Raw genomic sequence first — 16,593 nt, 5'->3', positions numbered from 1 at the left:
TGCAGAGCGTGCGGCTTAGCTCTGCCTTGCTTTGGTCAACAGGCTCAGCGCCGGTTCGAGCCCGACACGACATCGATCCATACGGCGAGCACCAGAATGCCGCCCTTCACGATCATCTGCCAGTAGGCATCGACGTCGAGCATCGACATGCCGTTGTCGAGACTCGCCATCACGAGCGCGCCGATCAATGCGCCGTAGACCGTGCCCGAGCCGCCGCGCATCGACGTTCCGCCGATAAAGCACGCGGCAATCGCGTCCAGTTCGCCCATCGAGCCCGCCGACGGCGAACCCGCGGCCAGGCGCGCCGTGTTCACGATGCCGGCGAACGCGCACATCAATCCCATCAGCGCGAAAATGGCGAGCTTCACGCGATTCGTGTTGACACCGGACAGGCGCGTCGCTTCGAGATTCGATCCGACTGCGTAAATGCGTCGGCCAAAGACGGTCTGCGTGGCGACCCAGGTAAAGATGCCGAGCAACGCGAGCAGCAGAAGAACGGGCACCGGAATGCCGCCGTAACGATCGAGCGTCGCCACGAAGCCCGCGAGAATCGCGCCCGCGCCGACCACTTTTGCAACGTCCTGCCAGACCGGCACCACGCTTAACTGATAGCGCTCGCGATTGCGGCGCTGACGTATCGTCAGAAATGCGAGCAATAGAAACAGCACGACGGCAAGCGTATCGCCGGCCAGTTTCGGTAGATAGCCCTGGCCGACGAACACGAAACTGTCGGAGACCGGCGCGATGGTCGAACCGCCTGTCACGCCGAGCAGAATCCCGCGATACGCGAGCATGCCGCCGAGACCGACAATGAACGACGGCACGCGCCGGTATGTCGACCACCATCCGTTGAAGAGGCCGACGAGCACGCCGAGCAGCATCACGGCCGGCAACGTGACGCCTATCGGCCAGTGACGGTTGACGTCGAGTATCGCGGCCACGCCGCCGAGCAAACCGAGCAGCGATCCGACCGACAGATCGATCTCGCCCGCGATGATCACGAACACCATGCCGCACGCGAGCATGCCGGTGATCGACATCTGCCGCAGCAGGTTCGACAGATTGCGCGGCGTCACGAAGGCGCCGTGCGTGAGCACCGAAAAGAAAATCCAGATGGCGGCCACGGCGATCAGCAGCGCGAGAATCTTGTAGCGCGCGAACAGTTGCTGAACGCGTTGCGGGCCGCCGAATGCGCCTCGCGGCGCAGTATTGTCGGCGCGTTGGGAAGTAACGTCGGGCGTCATGCTGCACTCGCTGCGGTTGGGTTCGGGACTCGCTGCACGGGACGGATCGCGGCGCTGAGAATGTCTTCCTGCGTGAGGCCGTCGTTGACGAAATCGCCGCGCAATTCGCCTTCGCCGATCACGAGCACGCGATCGCTAATGCCGAGTACTTCCGGCAATTCGGACGACACCATCACGATCGACATGCCGCGCTGCGCCAGTTGAAAAATGAGTTTGTAGATTTCGAATTTCGCGCCGACGTCGACGCCTCGTGTGGGTTCGTCGAGAATCAGCACTTTGGGATCGGTCAGCAACATGCGCGTGAGCACGGCTTTCTGCTGATTGCCGCCGGAAAGGCTCGCTATCGACAACATCGGATGAGCGGCGCGCACGGAAAGCCGCTTCATTTCCGTATGAATCGTGTCGAGCTCGGCCGCCGAATCGATGCGTCCACCCGATGCAAAGCGCTGCAGCACCGCGAGCGTGATGTTGTGGCCGACGCTCAGGCACGGCACGATGCCGTGGCGCTTGCGATCTTCCGGCACCATGCCGATGCCCGCGCGAATCGCATCGATAGGCGCGCGAATTTTCACGGGCTTGCCTTCCATGACGACCGTCGCTTCGCTCGTGCCGGGATAGGCGCCGAAAATCGCCTGCATCAATTCCGTGCGCCCCGCGCCGACGAGCCCGGCCACACCGAGAATTTCGCCGCGCCGCAACGCGAACGACACATCGTTCACGCGCTTGCGGCGCGGATTCGTCACGTCGAAACAGGTGACGTTGCGCGCTTCGAAAACGACGTCGCCAATCGGATGCGGTTCGCGCGGGAACAGGTTCTTGATCTCGCGTCCGACCATTAGCGAAATGATGCGGTCTGTCGTCAACGCGTGCATGGGCTCGGTGGCGACATGGCGTCCGTCGCGAATCACGCTGATCGTGTCGCAAACGGCGGCGACTTCGTCGAGCTTGTGCGAGATGTAGACACAGGCCACGCCGCGCCGCTTCAGATCGCGCACGATGTCCAGCAGAATGGCGATCTCCGAGGAAGTAAGCGACGACGACGGTTCATCCAGAATCAGCAGCTTCGCGCGCTTATTGAGCGCCTTCGCAATCTCGATCAACTGCTGATGGCCGCCGCCGTAGTTCATCACCGGTTGCGCCGCATTGATGCCCTGAATGCCGAGCTCGCGCAGCAATTCGTCCGCGCGTTGATACATCGCGGCGTAATTCATGCGGCCGCCCGGCAGCGTGATTTCATTGCCGAGAAAAATGTTCTCGGCCACCGACAATTCGGGCACCAGCATCAATTCCTGGTGAATGATGATGATGCCGGCGCGCTCGGTGTCGCGTATGCCCGCTGCTTTCAGCGGCGTGCCTTCCCAGGTTATTTCGCCATCCCAGGTACCGTGCGGATATACGCCGGACAGTACTTTCATCAGCGTCGATTTGCCTGCGCCGTTTTCGCCGCACAAGCCGACGCACTCGCCCGGCGCGACCGTCAGGTCGATTCCGTCGAGTGCTTTCACGCCTGAAAATGCCTTGACGATGCCGCGCATCGTCAGTAACGGTTGCGTCATTCGCTATGCCTCGCTGCAAGGCGCGCGATCGCGCCGATACGCGACAGCCGTATCGGCGCAAACCGCGCGCGCGTTACGCTCATTGGCTCGCGAGCTGGGCCTGGGTATAGAAGCCGTCCTTGACGACTACATCGACGTTGCTCTTGGTGAGCAACGTGGGCTGCAGCAGCACCGTGTCGACTTTCTTCTTGCCGTTGTCGTACTGCGCGTTAAACGCGGGCTTCTCGCCCTTCGCCAATGCAACCGAGAGCTTGGCGGCTTCGCCGGCAATCAGCTTCAACGGCTTGTAGACCGTCATGGTCTGCGTGCCCGCAATCACGCGCTTGACCGCGGCGAGGTCCGCGTCCTGACCCGACACCGGCACCTTGCCCGCCATGTGCTGCGCGGCGAGCGCCTGGATCGCGCCGCCTGCGGTGCCGTCGTTCGACGCGACGATGGCGTCGATCTTGTTGTTGTTCGCGGTCAGCGCGTCTTCGACGATGCGCAGCGCCGTGGATGCGCTCCACTCCGGCACCCACTGCTGGCCCACCACTTTGATGTCGCCCTTGTCGATGGCAGGCTTGAGTACCTTCAACTGGCCTTCGCGCAACATCTTCGCGTTGTTGTCGGTCGGTGCGCCGCCGAGCAGAAAGTAGTTGCCCTTCGGTTGCGCGTTAAACACGCCTTGTGCCTGCAATTCGCCGACCTTTTCGTTATCGAACGAGATATAGCCGTCCACGTCGGCGTCCAGAATCAGGCGGTCATACGACACGACCTTGATCCCCGCTTTCTTCGCTTCGGCCACGACGTTGCCGAGCGTCTTCGAATTGAACGGCACGATCACGATCACATCCACGCCGCGCGAGATGAGGTTCTCGATCTGCGAGATTTGCCGCGCCTCGCTGGCGTCGGCGGATTGCACGGATACTTTCGCACCGAGTTTTTCCGCAGCAGCGACGAAATAGTCGCGATCGCGCGACCAGCGCTCGACGCGCAGGTCGTCGATACAGAAGCCGATTTCAGGGTGATCCTTGCTTGCGTGCGCAAGCGGCGCGATAAGCGAAAGGCTCGCCAACACCGCTCCACATACGAGCGAACTCAATACAGTACGACGCGTTGCGAATTTCATCTCTGTCTCCTTCTTCTGATAGCCGGAATTCCGGATTGGACGGCCTGCGCTGCGAGCCGCAGGTCCGGACAAGCGACAACCCAAAGCTTCTTTTTATGCGCGCGAGTTGCACCCGCGCGCTTTCTTCATTTGCAACGATGATGCCCTTTAGCGTCCGCTATAAATAGCCTGATTCACGATGTTTTCCATGCGCTCCTGGTGGCCGCTTGCATGCTGCGGATTGAGGTCGCGCGACAGTGCGTCTGCGGCGAGTGTCGACAGCGAGTAGTCGCCGGAAAGAATCTTGCGGCCAAAGTCGGCGTCCCAACCGGCATAACGCTCACGCTTGAATTGACCGAGACGGTCATTTTCGATCAATACGGCCGCGCGTTCGACGGCGAGCGCGAGGTTATCGATTGCGCCAACGTGGCCGTAAAAGAGATCTTCCGGATCGACGCTTTGCCGCCGCACTTTCGAGTCGAAGTTCATGCCGCCTGTCGTGAAGCCGCCGTGGCCCAGGATTTCGTAGAAGGCGAGCGTCAGTTCTTCCACGCTATTGGGGAATTGATCCGTGTCCCAGCCGTTTTGCGGGTCGCCGCGATTGGCGTCGACGCTGCCGAAAATACCGAGCGCATAGGCCGTCGCGATCTCGTGATGAAACGAGTGGCCCGCAAGCGTCGCATGATTCGCCTCGATATTCACGCGGATTTCTTTCTCGAGACCGTATTGCAGCAAGAAGCCGTGGACGGTCGCGACATCGTAATCGTATTGATGCTTGGTCGGCTCTTGCGGCTTAGGCTCGATCAACAGAGAACCTTTGAAGCCGATCTTGTGTGCATGGTCCACGACCATATGCAGGAAGCGCGCGAGTTGATCGCGTTCGCGCACGAGGTCCGTGTTAAGCAGCGTGTCGTAACCTTCGCGCCCGCCCCACAATACATAGTTATCACCTCCGAGCCGTTGCGTCGCGTCGAGCGCATGGCGCACCTGGGTCGCGGCAAACGCGAAGATGTCCGGGTTGGGACTCGTCGCGGCGCCGGCCGCATAACGCGGATGCGAAAACAGATTGGCGGTGCCCCATAGCAGTTTGATACCCGTGTCCTGCTGCTTGCGCGCGAGGTAGTCCACTATGCGGGAAAAGTTCTCGCTGTATTCCTTCAGGTTCGCACCTTCGGGTGCAACGTCGGTGTCATGAAAAGTGTAATACGGCGTGCCGAGCTTCGAGAAGAATTCGAACGCAGCGTCTGCTTTCAGATGCGCCATTTCCATCGCGTCGCCCGGTTGCTGCCAGGGGCGCTTGAAGGTGCCCTGCCCGAAAATATCGACGCCCGGCCACACAAACGTGTGCCAGTAACACACCGCTATCCGCAGATGTTCTTCGAGCGTTTTGCCGAGCACCTTTTTGCTTTTATCGTAGTGGCGGTACGCAAGCGGATTGTCCGATTGCGGGCCTTCATAACGAATCTCGGGAATATGTTCGAAGTAGGACATCAGCGTCTCCTTCCCATCTAAAGGGATTATGTTGCACCGCAACCCGTGCGACGTGGCCGGGGCGGTCGATAAGGTGACGCCATGCTGCCGCTTGCCGGAGGCATCGGCAATTGCGAAATTGCGCAGTGTGCTTGATGTTTCTTACCGCCCGCCATTTTGTTTGCCCCCGCGCGCTATTGGCGGCCTAGAATAACCGGACGCTTAAAAATACGGATTCAAAGGAGACAAAGGTTGTGCGGGTTTCAACGTCCGCCTGCCGCTCACCGCCATGACCCGTCCGCAAACACCACAGACGACGCATCGAATCGCGCTGCTCTTCAACGCGAACAAGGTCTACGACCGCGAGATCATTACCGGCATCGGCAACTACTTGCTGTCCACGCGCGTGGCGTGGGACCTCTTTCTGGAAGACGACTTTCGCTGCCGGTTGACGGGCATCGAGCGCTTCGACGGCGACGGCATCATCGCGGATTTCGACGACCCTGCCGTGAGCGAGGCGCTGCGCGACTGTCCATTGCCGGTGGTCGCTGTGGGATCGTCATTCGAGGACCCCGCGCAATATCCCCCGGATTTACCCTATATCGCAACGGACAACAGCAAGCTCGTCTCGCTCGCGTACACGCATCTGATTGGCGCGGGCCTCGAACACTTTGCGCTATACAGCCTGCCGCAAGCGCAAGAAAACCGCTGGGCGCAGCAGCGCGAACTTGCATTCGCACATTTGCGCAATGCGGACGGCCACAGTGCCGAGCAGATTCAAAGCGAGATCTATCGCGGTCTTTCCACGAGCGCGCCTTCATGGAACCAGGCGACCGAACAACTCACCGCGTGGCTGCGCGAATTGCCGAAGCCGGTCGGCATTATTGCCGTGACCGACGCGCGTGCGCGGCATTTGCTGCAAGCGTGTCTGATTGCGGGCATTCCGGTGCCGGAAGAAGTGGCGATTATCGGTATCGACAACGATCCGCTCACGCGCACGCTCACTCGTATTCCACTTTCTTCCGTGATTCAGGGTACTGAGGAAATGGGCCGCACCGCGGCTCACCTGTTGCATCAGATGCTGCATGGCGCGCGCTTTCCTGGGCGGCGCATTCTCGTGCCGCCTGTCGGCATCAACGTACTCGAATCGACCAGGCATCAGCCGCTCGCGAGTCCCTATGTAATGCGCGCGCGGCATTTTATTCGCCAGTATGCTTGCCAGGGTATTCGCACTGAACAGGTGGCCGACTATGTCGGCGTGTCGCGTTCGTCGCTCGAAGAGTACTTTCGACGCGAGCGCAAGTGCACGGTGCATCAGGAGATCTTGCGCCATAAACTCGACGTCGCGAAAGCGCTGCTTGCAAAACGCGATGCGTCGAGCGCGGAAGTGGCAATACGTTGCGGCTTTACGTCGCTGCAATACATGTACGCCGTATTTCGTCGGGAGCTTGGGTGCACGCCGCGCGAGTACCAGGAGCGCGCGAGTTTGACTCAGGCTTCGACGCCAGGCTGAGCATGCCTTTACTTTTTTATTTTCTATCGACGACATGATCAGCATCGCACAACTTTCTTCCGAGCCGTGGGGCACGCTCAATGGCGGCGATCCGGTACGGCTCTTTACATTGCGTAACGCGCACGGCATGAAGGTCGCGATTAGCGATCTCGGCGCGACGCTGGTTTCGTGGCATGCGCCGGATCGCGCGGGACGTCTCGGCGATATTCTTCTCGGCCACGACACACCGGCCCAGTACTTCGCGGCCACGACTTTTATGGGCGGTCTGATCGGCCGCTGGGCGAACCGCATTGCCGACGCGCGTTTTACGCTCGACGGCATCGAGTACACACTCGACCGCAATGAAGGCGCGAAGCTGCTGCATGGTGGAAGCGTCGGTTTTCATCGCGCGATATGGGACGTGAGCGAAGACAATGGCTCGCTGTTGATGCGGCTCGAGTCGCCGGAAGGCGATGCCGGTTTTCCAGGCAATGTGACCGCGCAAGTGCGCTACACGCTCGACGACGACGGCACCTTGACCATCGAATACGAGGCCATTGCCGACGCCGCGACGCCGCTCAATCTCACGAGTCATGGGTACTTCAACCTGACGGGCCGCGCGGGTGCCGATATTCGCGGACATATGCTGTCAATCGACGCGGACCGGTTCTTCGAAGTCGACGCAGCGATGATCCCTTCGAAGTTGGCCGACGTAGCGGGCAACGCATTCGACTTCCGGCAAAGCGCGCCGATCGGCGCACGCCTCGAATGGCCGCACGCGCAACTCGTGCAAGCGGGCGGATTCGATCATTGCTACGTGTTGCGCGATGCACCAGGCGGCGCAGGCAAGGTGCGAGAAGTCGCGTGTCTTTACGACCCCGGCAGCGGCCGCGAACTGACCGTGTCGACGGATCAGCGCGGCTTGCAGTTTTATAGCGGCAACTTTCTAAAAGGCGATGCAGGACGCGGCGGAGCTCGCTATCAGACACATGCGGGACTGTGTCTGGAAGCGGGCGGCTTTCCGAACCAGGTCAACATGCCGGAGGAACAGAATGACGTGATCCTGCGACCCGGCGACACGTACCGGCAAGTGACTGCGTATCGCGTGGGTGTGCGCGAAGGGCGTGTGACAAAACGCCTTCATTTGCAGTCGCTGGGATTACAGCACGCCGACTTATCAATTGCTGCAAGAGTGAATTACTGCATTGGGGGTTTGCCCTCGAATAACCGCTTCCTACAATCCGCGCATGGTGCCGACGATCCACAGCGGCATCGGACGACACCATTCCCGGAGGGAAGCATCATGAACACGCTGATCAAGGCAGTGACTCTTGCTGTTGCGCTGGCCGCGCCAGTCGCATCGTTTGCACAATCGGAACAGCCGCTCACGCGCGCGGAAGTGAAGGCTCAGTTAAAGCAGATCGAACAGGCCGGTTATAACCCGGCGGCTGCAGTGGATGCCAATTATCCCGCCGACATTCAGGCGGCCGAGGCTCGCGTTGCCGCACAGAATGCAATGGCTCAGAGCGACACGACGGGTTACGGATCGACGGCAACGGGAACGTCGCAAACAGGAGCGGCCGCGCCGGCTCAGTGACGACCGCTTTTCCGTAGATACGACATCGCACAGATTCGCTTTAAGATGACCGCTCGAAACGAGGAGCGGTCATGGGATCAACCGTCAAGAATTCATTGCTGTGGGTGTTCGAGCCTATCGAGGACGACCCCGGTTTCATGAGGAAGCGCTTATTCGGCTTTGAAGCAGCTTATGTCGATGGCTTGCTTTGTCTTTCGGTCGGCAATGGCGAAGAGCCGTGGAATGGATTGCTGGTATGTACATCGCGCGATCGCCACGCAGATCTTATTCGCGAGTTTCCTGAGTTGGCGCCGCATCCTGTACTCGGCAAGTGGCTTTATTTGTCGCAGACGCATGAAGAGTTTGAAGCGCTGGCGGGCGCGGTGGTTGAAGTAGTCAGAAGGCGCGACTCGCGTGTCGGCGTCGAGCCCGCGGCAAGAAAGAAGAGCGCGAAAAAGAATCGCTTCGTCTGACGGCAACGCGATCGACATCTCGCGATGGGTCCCATCGTCACCGACGAGACGAAGATAAACGGAAAGCACCCGCTTGCGAAGTACGGCGAGTTTCATGGCAACCGCGACGGTTGCTTTTTGATCCAATCAGACGCGGGCCTGCACGCTCGTCGCGACAACTCATTCGCGCGCGGCGACTCAATCTTTCGCCTGCGCGTTTCCAATCAGAAAGGCAACGACTAAGCACCAGCGCCGTCGCCGGTTTGCGACGAGCGCCGCGTCGGCATGCTCAGCCACGGCGAATGTTATTATCGGAAACACGCAATACAATCGCCCTTCAGTCGCAAACAAAGCAGCAACTCATGGACACGCACATCACGAAGCCCGCCGAACCCTTGACGACCGATCTGGGCCGTCGCGTACGCGCCGCCCGTCAGTCGCAAGACCTGACGCTCGAAACCGCGAGCCGCCTGTGCGGCGTCTCACGCTCGACGCTCTCGAAAGTCGAAAACGGCCTCATGTCCCCGACTTTCGACGTGCTGCAAAAAATCGTCCTTGGACTGAAGATCGAGATCGGCGAATTGTTTGGCTCTGCGCCGAAGATCAGCGCAAATGGGCGTCGCGCACTCACGCGCAAAGGCGAAGGACAGCGCCACGCATATCGCGGCTATCAAATGGAACTGCTCGCGACCGATCTCGCGCACAAAGCCATGCTGCCGTTTCGCATCCGCATTTCGGCGCACACGCTCGATGCGTTCGACGACTGGGGCCGCCATGAAGGCGAAGAGTTTCTCTACGTGATTAGCGGCAGCGTGTGCCTCTATTCCGAGTTGTATGCGCCGACGCATCTGAACGCCGGCGACAGTCTCTACTTCGACAGCCGCACCGGCCACGCCGCAGTGTCGACGAGTGAAGAGGATGCCGAAGTATTATGGATGGCGACAAGCGCCGACATTCCGCAAGCACCCGCAATAGACGAATCGCCCCGGAAATAGCGCAACGTCTCAAGCGTTCGCTTGTCCTCGCGCCTGTGCGAGCGCACTGAGATTGCCTTCGCCGAAACCATGATGTCCCTTGCGCTGAACGATCTCGAAGAAAATCTCGCCGGGTCCGCGGCGCACGAAAGTCTGGAAAAACAATAGCGGTATACCGTCCGCGCCAATCTCGCCATCCACGAGAACATGCGTGCGCTTCAGGCGCTCGACGTCGAGTCCATGTCCCGGCAAACGCGCGTCCAGTTGCTCGTAATAGCGCGGCGGCGGCTCGACAAATTGCACACCGTTGGCAAGCAACTGCTCGACGCAAGCGAAGATGTCGTCGGTTGCAAGTGCAATGTGCTGCACGCCCTCTCCCGGATGATCGGGCAAGTATTCGTGCATCAGGTTCGTACGGCGCGTGCCTTCCTCGTAAAGCGGAATACGGATCGCGCCGCACGGCGACACCATCACACGCGATTCCGCCGACACATGCCAATTCGCGTGCAGTTCGTGAATCTCGCGGAAATTGAGCAGATCGCGATAGAAGTCGAGCCACTCCTGCATGCGGCCTTCGCCGACCGTTTGCGTCAAGTGATCCACTGCGACGAGGCCGGTGCCCGCATGGCTCAGATCCGCCTGCGCGGTGTCGATCTGGATCGGACGGAAGTCGATGTCGAAGATCGAAATATCGCCAAGCCCGCCGCGCTGGCCGCCGCGTCCGCGCCAACGGTCGACAAAGTAAATGTGTGAATCGCCAATGCCCTGAATGGCCGGAATCAGCAACTCGCCTGCGCCGATTCGCTCGCCTTCGAACGCCCACGCGCCGAGTTCGATTGCGCGGTCGAAAGCGCGCTGCGCATCGGCCACGCGAATGCCGATTGCGCAGATGCCGGCGCCGTACTCTTCGGCGTAGCGCGCGGCGAACGAATCCGGCTCCGCGTTGATCAGGAAATTCATTTCGCCCTGCCGGTATAGCGTGACGTCCTTGCTGATGTGGCGCGCAATCGCCTTGAAGCCGAGTCTGACGAACGTGTCGCCGAGCGCCTGCGGATCGCGCGAGGCGAACTCCACGAATTCGATCCCGGCCGTGCCAAGCGGATTGTGCTCAGGCGCCGACACAGCGCGAAGCGCGGCCTCTGGAGTGGGCAAGTCGCTGGGCATGGCAATCTCCTTGTACTGTGTTTCGACGCTGTTTTCTGTGTGGCTCATCGCGGTGGAAGCTGTGCAGCACTCGCAGTGTGACACTGCGTGGGCGAGGTGACGCAACCGCGCGCGGTTGTCGACGGCTTTCGCACCGTGTTTTTACACCGGCTCGCGCCTGGTTCGCAACTTGAATTTGTACTGGATGGTTCACAAACACCGTGAGTCGCGCGCTCGAATATCCGGTGCTCCGGTGAGCGCAATGAGCCTGAAACGCCAACTCTGTTACTTCGCCGCCGCCGTGCGGCGCACCCGCTTGCGCACAGGCTTGCTCGCCAGTTTGCCACCGCTCGCAGCCATCCTCGATTGCGCGACCTCTCGCACCGCGTCGATAAACGCCCGTCCCACTGGCGAAGGCTGCGTGTCCGAGCGCCGGATCAGACCGACAGGCTCGTCGGTGCCCGCAAACGGCAACGGCAAACGCACGAACATGCCGTGCGCCAACTCGTACTCGACTGCACTCAGCGGCACGAACCAGACGGCGTCGTTCTCGAGCGTCAGCGCGCGCCCCGTCGACACCGACAACACTTCGACAAACGCGGACAACGGCAGCACGCCCCATGCGCTCAGCAGACTGTCCGCCGACTGCCGGATCAGCGTGCCGAACGGCGGCAACACCACCGGGAAATCCTGCAATGCGGCGGACGGCAACCCCGGCGTGTCGCCGAGCGGATGCCCCGCCCGCACGACGGCGATCAGCGGTTCGCTGAACAACTGCTCGAAGCTGAGGCCGACCATGCGCTCGGGATCGGCGAGCCGGCCGACTGCGAATTCAATCGTGCCCGCTTTCAGACGCTCGAGCAATTCCGGGTTCGCGCCGGTTGCCAGACGCACGATCACGCGTGGCCAGAGCGACGCAAAGCGCTTGAGGACAGGCGGCATCAGCGCGGCGGCCACGGTCGGCAGAATACCCACTTCGAGCGTGGCCGCGGCGGCGCCTTCGGCGCGGGAAAGCAGATCGACGCCTTGCCGCAATGCGCTGACGCAGGCGCTCGCGTGCGGCATGAAGAGTTGCCCTTCGCGCGTCGGCACGGCGCCATGACGGCCCCGTTCGAACAGTTTCACGCCGAGAATGGCTTCGAGTTCCGCGACCGTCTTGGAGACGGCGGGCTGGGTGATCGACAGGCTGTCAGCCGCCCGCTGGACGCTGCCGAACTGGGCAACGGCCAGAAAGCACTGAAGATGACGGAATTTGACGCGACTGTCCGCGAGGCTGCGTTGCATAACGGCAGGTTATACGAAAAACGCCAAAACGTCATTTTTCATAACCAGTCAGTTTGGATAAAGTGACTTCATAAACTTGCATCCCACAATCCCCGAAGGAGACATCGATGGACGATTCCTTTCTCAGCGCGCGCGATTTCGCGTCGCATCCCGAGTACATTTATCCCGGCTACGGCTCGTCGGTTAAACGCGGGCCCACGCGTCCGCTGATTCCGTTGAAGGAAAAGCTGCGCGATCAGCGCGTGCCCGTCTACGGCACCGAAGACCTCGGCGCGCTCGACAACGATCTGACCCGCAACGCCGTGCGTAATGGCGAGCCGCTTGGCGAACGTATCATCGTGACGGGCCGTGTGCTCGACGAGGGCGGCCGACCGGTGCGCAACACGCTCGTCGAAATCTGGCAGGCGAACGCGGCGGGCCGTTACGTGCACAAGGTCGATCAGCACGACGCGCCGCTCGATCCGAATTTTCTCGGCGCGGGCCGCTGCATCACCGATAACGAAGGCCGTTATCGCTTTCTGACGATCAAACCCGGCGCGTATCCGTGGGGCAATCATCCGAATGCATGGCGCCCGAATCACATCCACTTCTCGCTGTTCGGCGAGCATTTCGGTTCGCGCCTCGTCACGCAAATGTATTTTCCGGGCGACCCGCTGCTGGCGTTCGATCCGATCTTCCAGGGCACGCCGGAGCATGCGCGTGACCGGCTGATAGCCAACTTCTCGCTCGACACGACGCAAGAGTCGTACGCGCTCGGCTACGACTTCGACATCGTGCTGCGCGGCCGCAACGAAACTCCGATGGAGCGCTAAGCCATGACCACTCTCAAGCAAACGCCCTCGCAGACGGTCGGACCGTACTTCGCGTACGGCCTGTGCCCGCAGCAATACGATTTCGACTTCAAGAGCCTGTTCACGCCCGTTCTCGCGGACCGCGAGGCGGCCGGCGAGCACATCACGATCGTGGGCCAGGTGTTCGACGGCGACGGCAACGTGATCGGCGATGCGATGCTCGAAGTGTCGCAAGTCGACGCGGACGGCCGCTATCCGGAATCGCGCGAGGACATCCTGAAGACCGGTTTTCGCGGCTTTGCCCGCGTCGGCACGGGCACGGACCCGCACAAGCGCTTTGTCGTGGAGACCATCAAGCCCGGCCGCGTGAGCGCGGACGAAGCTCCGCATCTGAACGTGATCGTCACGATGCGAGGCATGCTGCTGCACACGTTCACACGCATTTATTTCGAGGACGAAGCGAATGCCAATGAACGCGATCCGGTACTGGCGGCCGTTCCGGCCGATCGCCGCGATACGCTGATCGCGCGGCGCGACGCGAATACGGCGAACGTATATCGCTTCGACATCCACATGCAGGGCGACAAGGAAACGGTTTTTTTCGACCTGTGACGCGGAATCCCTACACTTTCATATAGCTTTCGCCTACACTGAAAGCGATCCGTCAAGCGACTGGATCGCGAAACTCCGAGTAGTTGAGCCCGCCTTAGTGCGGGCTTTTTTTGCGTCCGCTGAAAATGCAGGCTCGATCTGGAGGCTCGATCATCACAACGAGCAACGCAGCCAGCGGCGGATTCTGATCACGTCCGCAATATGGTCATGCGGACCTGGCGCGCCGAGCACGACAATGTCGATCGGTCTGCCGTGCACGATCATTCGCACGACAACGCAGTGTCCCGCCTCGTTAATGAAGCCGGTTTTCTGCAATACGATCGACCGGTCGCCGCTTCTCACCAGCGCATTCGAGTTGTGATAACTCAAACGCGCGCGCGGACCGCCAGGAAATACCCATTGATCGCGATCGGTCGAATAGGCGCGAATCAGCGGATAGCGGCTGGCGGCCGCCACGAGCCGAGCCAAGTCGCGCGCCGTCGACACGTTATGCGGCGACAAGCCCGTGCCGTTTACAAACGACGTATGACGCATGCCGAGCGCGCGCGCCTTCGCGTTCATCGCGGCCACGAAGCCCGGCCTGCCGCCGGCGTAATCGCGGCTCAACGCGGCAGCCGCGCGATTTTCCGACGACATCAGCGCAATGTGCAGCATGTCGTGGCGCGACAAAACCGAGCCGACGCTCAGACGCGAACCTGTGAACTTGTCGAAATCCTGATCTTGGACGGTGACGTTCAGCGGTGCATCGAGCGCGTGCCGTGTATCGAGCGCGACGACGGCCGTCATTAGTTTGGATACTGAAGCAATCGGCATCACGCGATCGGCCTGCTTTTCGGTGAGCACGGTTTGCGTTCGTTCGTCGACCACGAAGACTGAACGCGCGCGCAGCAATGCGCGGGACTTTGGCGTATATCCGCAGCGGGGCAACAGGCGGAGCCCCGCATGGGCCCCATGTGCGGTATTCATCGATGTGCGCGATGCGGGTTCTCGAGGCTGCCGGTTGCGATGCGCGGTCACTCCGGCAGTACGCCGTCCATTGCGCGGCTCGCGCGCAATGCGTGCGGCGTGGCGGCGCGATTTCGGCGCGAGCTTGCTTGCGTGCATGGAACGCTCGTCGTCGGTGACATGCTTGCGCCTGTGCGCCTTGCGCGTGGCAACCTTGTTCGCTTTGCCGGCGCTTCGCGCTTTGGCCTTCGACGTATGCCGCGCGGGCGGCGAGATATGACGGCTCACGCGAACCGACGCATGCCGAACAGGCTCGTGAGTCGCGCCGAAGGTCCAGCCGACGTTCAGGCACAACAGGCCGAGCACGGCGACATAACGGAGCCACGCAGCAAAACGGAATTCAGGGAATGACGATGAAGGAGTGGGTCGACGGTACGGCATGCAGCTTCCAGTTCTGTGCCGCGCGCGCCCGTGATGAAGAACTGCAGCGGAGCGCGTGGCCGGCAACGACCCGGGGATGTTAAGGGAGATCGCGCACACGATCAACGGCAAATGTCCACGCCGGTTCGTCGTAAGCGGCGTGGATGCCGCGACAGCACCGCGAACGCTTAGCAGCGAAAGTGGTCGATGTTCTGTCCGGCGTAAATGGCGCGCGCGAGCCAGTCGGGCTTGTCGCCGTGGCCGTCCCACGTATTGCCGAACGCGTCGCGATACATGACCGCGCGCGTCGCGGCGACGTCTGCGGCTATCGACTCGCCGAGCGCTTCGATCGTGACGCCGTATTCGTCCATGCGCCGGCGTATCCACGCGATCAGGCGCTCACGCGCATTCCCGTCGAGGTCGAACAGCCTTTGTTGTTCTTCTCGCTCTTTCATCATGACCGGTTGCAGCTAATAATGTTTGTGATGGAAATAAAATGGCTTGGCTAAAAGAACGCGAAGCCAGTGCGCTATTCACGCATGATTGAGATGAGCTGCGTGCAATTGAGCTTGCAATGCCTCTCCGATGCGCAAAGAAACGCATCTGGAAATCATGCCCAGCAAGTCTCGGATTTAAGGGGAATTCGCCGCTACTGCTTGAATCGCACCGCGCTTGCCCGGAGTCCCGAAGCATCTTCAGCGTATGAAACCAATTCTAGCATTCAAACAATTCTGCTTGCAGCCAGCGTGTACTTCTTTGCATTGCGCGGCGCTTATTGTTTATTGCATTGTGAATATCGCCGATGTGAAACCGATTCAATAAAGCAGAAGCGGCACGCTCACGCCCGTGCTATGTTTCGGCACATCCTCTGTTCATACTCAGTGGAAACGCAAAGGAGACACGCCATGCCTGCCTCAACCGCCATCCTCACTATTCTTGCCGCGCTGCTGTTAGGCGCGATGAGTCCGGGACCGAGTTTCGTCATCGTCGCGCGCAATGCGATTGGTCTGTCGCGCGGCGACGGTCTGGCAACGGCGCTCGGCATGGGCATCGGCGGCGTGTTTTTTAGCGGCATTGCGCTGCTCGGCTTATACACGTTGCTGGCGACCGTCGAATGGCTTTATATCGGCCTGAAAGTGGCCGGCGGGCTTTACCTCATTTATCTGGCCTCGAAGATCTGGCGCGGCGCGGCCAAACCGCTTGCGTTCGACGCGACGCAAAGCGTGCCGACCAATCCACGTCGATCTTTCTGGATCGGTCTCAGCACGCAACTCAGCAATCCCAAGACAGCGGTTTATTACGGCAGTATTTTCGCGGCGCTTTTGCCGCAGCATCCGCCGCTCTGGTGTTATTTCGCGTTGCCGCCCGCCATCTTCGCCATCGAAGCGGGCTGGTACACGATCGTCGCCTTGTGCTTTTCGAGCAAGCGCCCGCGCGAAATCTATCTGCAGTGGAAAGCGTGGATCGATCGCATCGCCGCAAGCGCCGTCGCGGCACTTGGCTTGCGTTTGATCGTGACCGCGCACAAGGTCGGCATCTGACATTGT

Annotated in this window: 16 protein-coding genes and 1 pseudogene; 9 read left to right on the top strand and 8 right to left on the bottom strand. The window is 60.7% G+C overall.

The annotated features are described in order from the left end of the window. Positions 1-44 precede the first annotated feature (44 nt). From ABIE53_RS23985 to xylA, 4 genes are all read right to left on the bottom strand, one after another. The gene (locus tag ABIE53_RS23985; protein ID WP_053859637.1) at positions 45-1,244 is read right to left on the bottom strand and encodes a sugar ABC transporter permease; all 1,200 of its coding nucleotides are present in this window, start codon (positions 1,242-1,244) and stop codon (positions 45-47) included. Continuing rightward, positions 1,241-2,800: a D-xylose ABC transporter ATP-binding protein gene (xylG, locus tag ABIE53_RS23980; protein ID WP_192700503.1), complete on the bottom strand. Its 1,560-nt coding sequence runs from the start codon at positions 2,798-2,800 to the stop codon at positions 1,241-1,243. The genes ABIE53_RS23985 and xylG overlap by 4 nt, the downstream gene beginning before the upstream one ends. Before the next feature lie 79 nt (positions 2,801-2,879). Continuing rightward, on the bottom strand, positions 2,880-3,908 hold the full coding sequence (gene xylF, locus ABIE53_RS23975) for a D-xylose ABC transporter substrate-binding protein (RefSeq protein WP_029971564.1): 1,029 nt from the start codon (positions 3,906-3,908) through the stop codon (positions 2,880-2,882). A 147-nt stretch (positions 3,909-4,055) separates the two neighbouring features. After that, positions 4,056-5,378 (bottom strand): xylose isomerase, encoded by a 1,323-nt coding sequence (xylA, locus tag ABIE53_RS23970; RefSeq protein ID WP_006047717.1) that lies wholly within the window; start codon positions 5,376-5,378, stop codon positions 4,056-4,058. A gap of 268 nt (positions 5,379-5,646) precedes the next feature. Here xylA and ABIE53_RS23965 point away from each other — a divergent pair, with 268 nt between their 5' ends. The 6 genes and pseudogenes from ABIE53_RS23965 to ABIE53_RS23940 all read left to right on the top strand — a co-directional run bounded on the left by ABIE53_RS23965 (position 5,647) and on the right by ABIE53_RS23940 (position 9,872). After that, complete coding sequence (locus ABIE53_RS23965) at positions 5,647-6,870, top strand: XylR family transcriptional regulator (RefSeq protein ID WP_006047716.1); 1,224 nt, start codon at positions 5,647-5,649, stop codon at positions 6,868-6,870. A 34-nt stretch (positions 6,871-6,904) separates the two neighbouring features. Continuing rightward, positions 6,905-7,972 (top strand): annotated as a pseudogene (locus ABIE53_RS23960) (aldose epimerase family protein); the annotation flags it as partial. Positions 7,973-8,152: 180 nt separating this feature from the next. Next, a complete protein-coding gene (locus tag ABIE53_RS23955; RefSeq protein ID WP_192700504.1) occupies positions 8,153-8,446 on the top strand; it encodes a DUF4148 domain-containing protein in 294 nt (97 codons plus the stop codon). Between the two features lie 71 nt (positions 8,447-8,517). Next, a complete protein-coding gene (locus ABIE53_RS23950) occupies positions 8,518-8,898 on the top strand; it encodes a hypothetical protein (protein WP_192700505.1) in 381 nt (126 codons plus the stop codon). A gap of 24 nt (positions 8,899-8,922) precedes the next feature. Next, positions 8,923-9,120 (top strand): hypothetical protein, encoded by a 198-nt coding sequence (locus tag ABIE53_RS23945; RefSeq protein ID WP_192700506.1) that lies wholly within the window; start codon positions 8,923-8,925, stop codon positions 9,118-9,120. Positions 9,121-9,239: 119 nt separating this feature from the next. Continuing rightward, positions 9,240-9,872: a helix-turn-helix domain-containing protein gene (locus tag ABIE53_RS23940; RefSeq protein ID WP_029971560.1), complete on the top strand. Its 633-nt coding sequence runs from the start codon at positions 9,240-9,242 to the stop codon at positions 9,870-9,872. A 9-nt stretch (positions 9,873-9,881) separates the two neighbouring features. Here ABIE53_RS23940 and ABIE53_RS23935 read toward each other — a convergent pair whose 3' ends face one another. Together ABIE53_RS23935 and pcaQ are read right to left on the bottom strand one after the other, a co-directional pair. Next, positions 9,882-11,015 carry a 4-hydroxyphenylpyruvate dioxygenase family protein gene (locus tag ABIE53_RS23935; RefSeq protein ID WP_053859640.1) on the bottom strand — a complete coding sequence of 378 codons (1,134 nt, stop codon included), beginning with the start codon at positions 11,013-11,015 and terminating at the stop codon, positions 9,882-9,884. A gap of 264 nt (positions 11,016-11,279) precedes the next feature. Next, positions 11,280-12,278: a pca operon transcription factor PcaQ gene (gene pcaQ / locus ABIE53_RS23930; protein WP_029971557.1), complete on the bottom strand. Its 999-nt coding sequence runs from the start codon at positions 12,276-12,278 to the stop codon at positions 11,280-11,282. Between the two features lie 107 nt (positions 12,279-12,385). Here pcaQ and pcaH point away from each other — a divergent pair, with 107 nt between their 5' ends. Then, on the top strand, positions 12,386-13,090 hold the full coding sequence (gene pcaH, locus ABIE53_RS23925) for a protocatechuate 3,4-dioxygenase subunit beta (protein ID WP_006047708.1): 705 nt from the start codon (positions 12,386-12,388) through the stop codon (positions 13,088-13,090). Positions 13,091-13,093: 3 nt separating this feature from the next. After that, positions 13,094-13,681 carry a protocatechuate 3,4-dioxygenase subunit alpha gene (gene pcaG / locus ABIE53_RS23920; protein ID WP_053859642.1) on the top strand — a complete coding sequence of 196 codons (588 nt, stop codon included), beginning with the start codon at positions 13,094-13,096 and terminating at the stop codon, positions 13,679-13,681. Between the two features lie 153 nt (positions 13,682-13,834). On the opposite strand, the gene ABIE53_RS23915 is transcribed toward pcaG, so the two are convergent. Together ABIE53_RS23915 and ABIE53_RS23910 are read right to left on the bottom strand one after the other, a co-directional pair. Beyond that, complete coding sequence (locus ABIE53_RS23915) at positions 13,835-15,067, bottom strand: serine hydrolase (protein WP_053859643.1); 1,233 nt, start codon at positions 15,065-15,067, stop codon at positions 13,835-13,837. Positions 15,068-15,234: 167 nt separating this feature from the next. Then, the gene (locus ABIE53_RS23910) at positions 15,235-15,501 is read right to left on the bottom strand and encodes an H-NS histone family protein (protein ID WP_053860776.1); all 267 of its coding nucleotides are present in this window, start codon (positions 15,499-15,501) and stop codon (positions 15,235-15,237) included. Between the two features lie 450 nt (positions 15,502-15,951). Between ABIE53_RS23910 and ABIE53_RS23905 the strand changes: the two genes are divergently transcribed. Beyond that, on the top strand, positions 15,952-16,587 hold the full coding sequence (locus tag ABIE53_RS23905; RefSeq protein WP_006047704.1) for a LysE family translocator: 636 nt from the start codon (positions 15,952-15,954) through the stop codon (positions 16,585-16,587). Positions 16,588-16,593 lie beyond the last annotated feature (6 nt).

The organism is Paraburkholderia sp. OAS925 (assembly GCF_040543975.1).
Taxonomy (GTDB): domain Bacteria; phylum Pseudomonadota; class Gammaproteobacteria; order Burkholderiales; family Burkholderiaceae; genus Paraburkholderia; species Paraburkholderia graminis.
This window is presented reverse-complemented; position numbering and strand designations above follow the sequence as displayed.

What these genes read in the sequence shown, in the direction of transcription:
- xylG (WP_192700503.1), bottom strand. Translation starts at nt 2,800, where the DNA reads ATGACGCAACCGTTACTGACGATGCGCGGCATCGTCAAGGCATTTTCA.
- pcaH (WP_006047708.1), top strand. Translation starts at nt 12,386, where the DNA reads ATGGACGATTCCTTTCTCAGCGCGCGCGATTTCGCGTCGCATCCCGAG.
- xylF (WP_029971564.1), bottom strand. Translation starts at nt 3,908, where the DNA reads ATGAAATTCGCAACGCGTCGTACTGTATTGAGTTCGCTCGTATGTGGA.
- ABIE53_RS23910 (WP_053860776.1), bottom strand. Translation starts at nt 15,501, where the DNA reads ATGAAAGAGCGAGAAGAACAACAAAGGCTGTTCGACCTCGACGGGAAT.
- ABIE53_RS23940 (WP_029971560.1), top strand. Translation starts at nt 9,240, where the DNA reads ATGGACACGCACATCACGAAGCCCGCCGAACCCTTGACGACCGATCTG.
- ABIE53_RS23965 (WP_006047716.1), top strand. Translation starts at nt 5,647, where the DNA reads ATGACCCGTCCGCAAACACCACAGACGACGCATCGAATCGCGCTGCTC.
- ABIE53_RS23950 (WP_192700505.1), top strand. Translation starts at nt 8,518, where the DNA reads ATGGGATCAACCGTCAAGAATTCATTGCTGTGGGTGTTCGAGCCTATC.
- ABIE53_RS23985 (WP_053859637.1), bottom strand. Translation starts at nt 1,244, where the DNA reads ATGACGCCCGACGTTACTTCCCAACGCGCCGACAATACTGCGCCGCGA.
- ABIE53_RS23915 (WP_053859643.1), bottom strand. Translation starts at nt 15,067, where the DNA reads ATGCCGTACCGTCGACCCACTCCTTCATCGTCATTCCCTGAATTCCGT.
- ABIE53_RS23955 (WP_192700504.1), top strand. Translation starts at nt 8,153, where the DNA reads ATGAACACGCTGATCAAGGCAGTGACTCTTGCTGTTGCGCTGGCCGCG.
- xylA (WP_006047717.1), bottom strand. Translation starts at nt 5,378, where the DNA reads ATGTCCTACTTCGAACATATTCCCGAGATTCGTTATGAAGGCCCGCAA.
- ABIE53_RS23935 (WP_053859640.1), bottom strand. Translation starts at nt 11,015, where the DNA reads ATGCCCAGCGACTTGCCCACTCCAGAGGCCGCGCTTCGCGCTGTGTCG.
- pcaQ (WP_029971557.1), bottom strand. Translation starts at nt 12,278, where the DNA reads ATGCAACGCAGCCTCGCGGACAGTCGCGTCAAATTCCGTCATCTTCAG.
- pcaG (WP_053859642.1), top strand. Translation starts at nt 13,094, where the DNA reads ATGACCACTCTCAAGCAAACGCCCTCGCAGACGGTCGGACCGTACTTC.
- ABIE53_RS23945 (WP_192700506.1), top strand. Translation starts at nt 8,923, where the DNA reads ATGGGTCCCATCGTCACCGACGAGACGAAGATAAACGGAAAGCACCCG.
- ABIE53_RS23905 (WP_006047704.1), top strand. Translation starts at nt 15,952, where the DNA reads ATGCCTGCCTCAACCGCCATCCTCACTATTCTTGCCGCGCTGCTGTTA.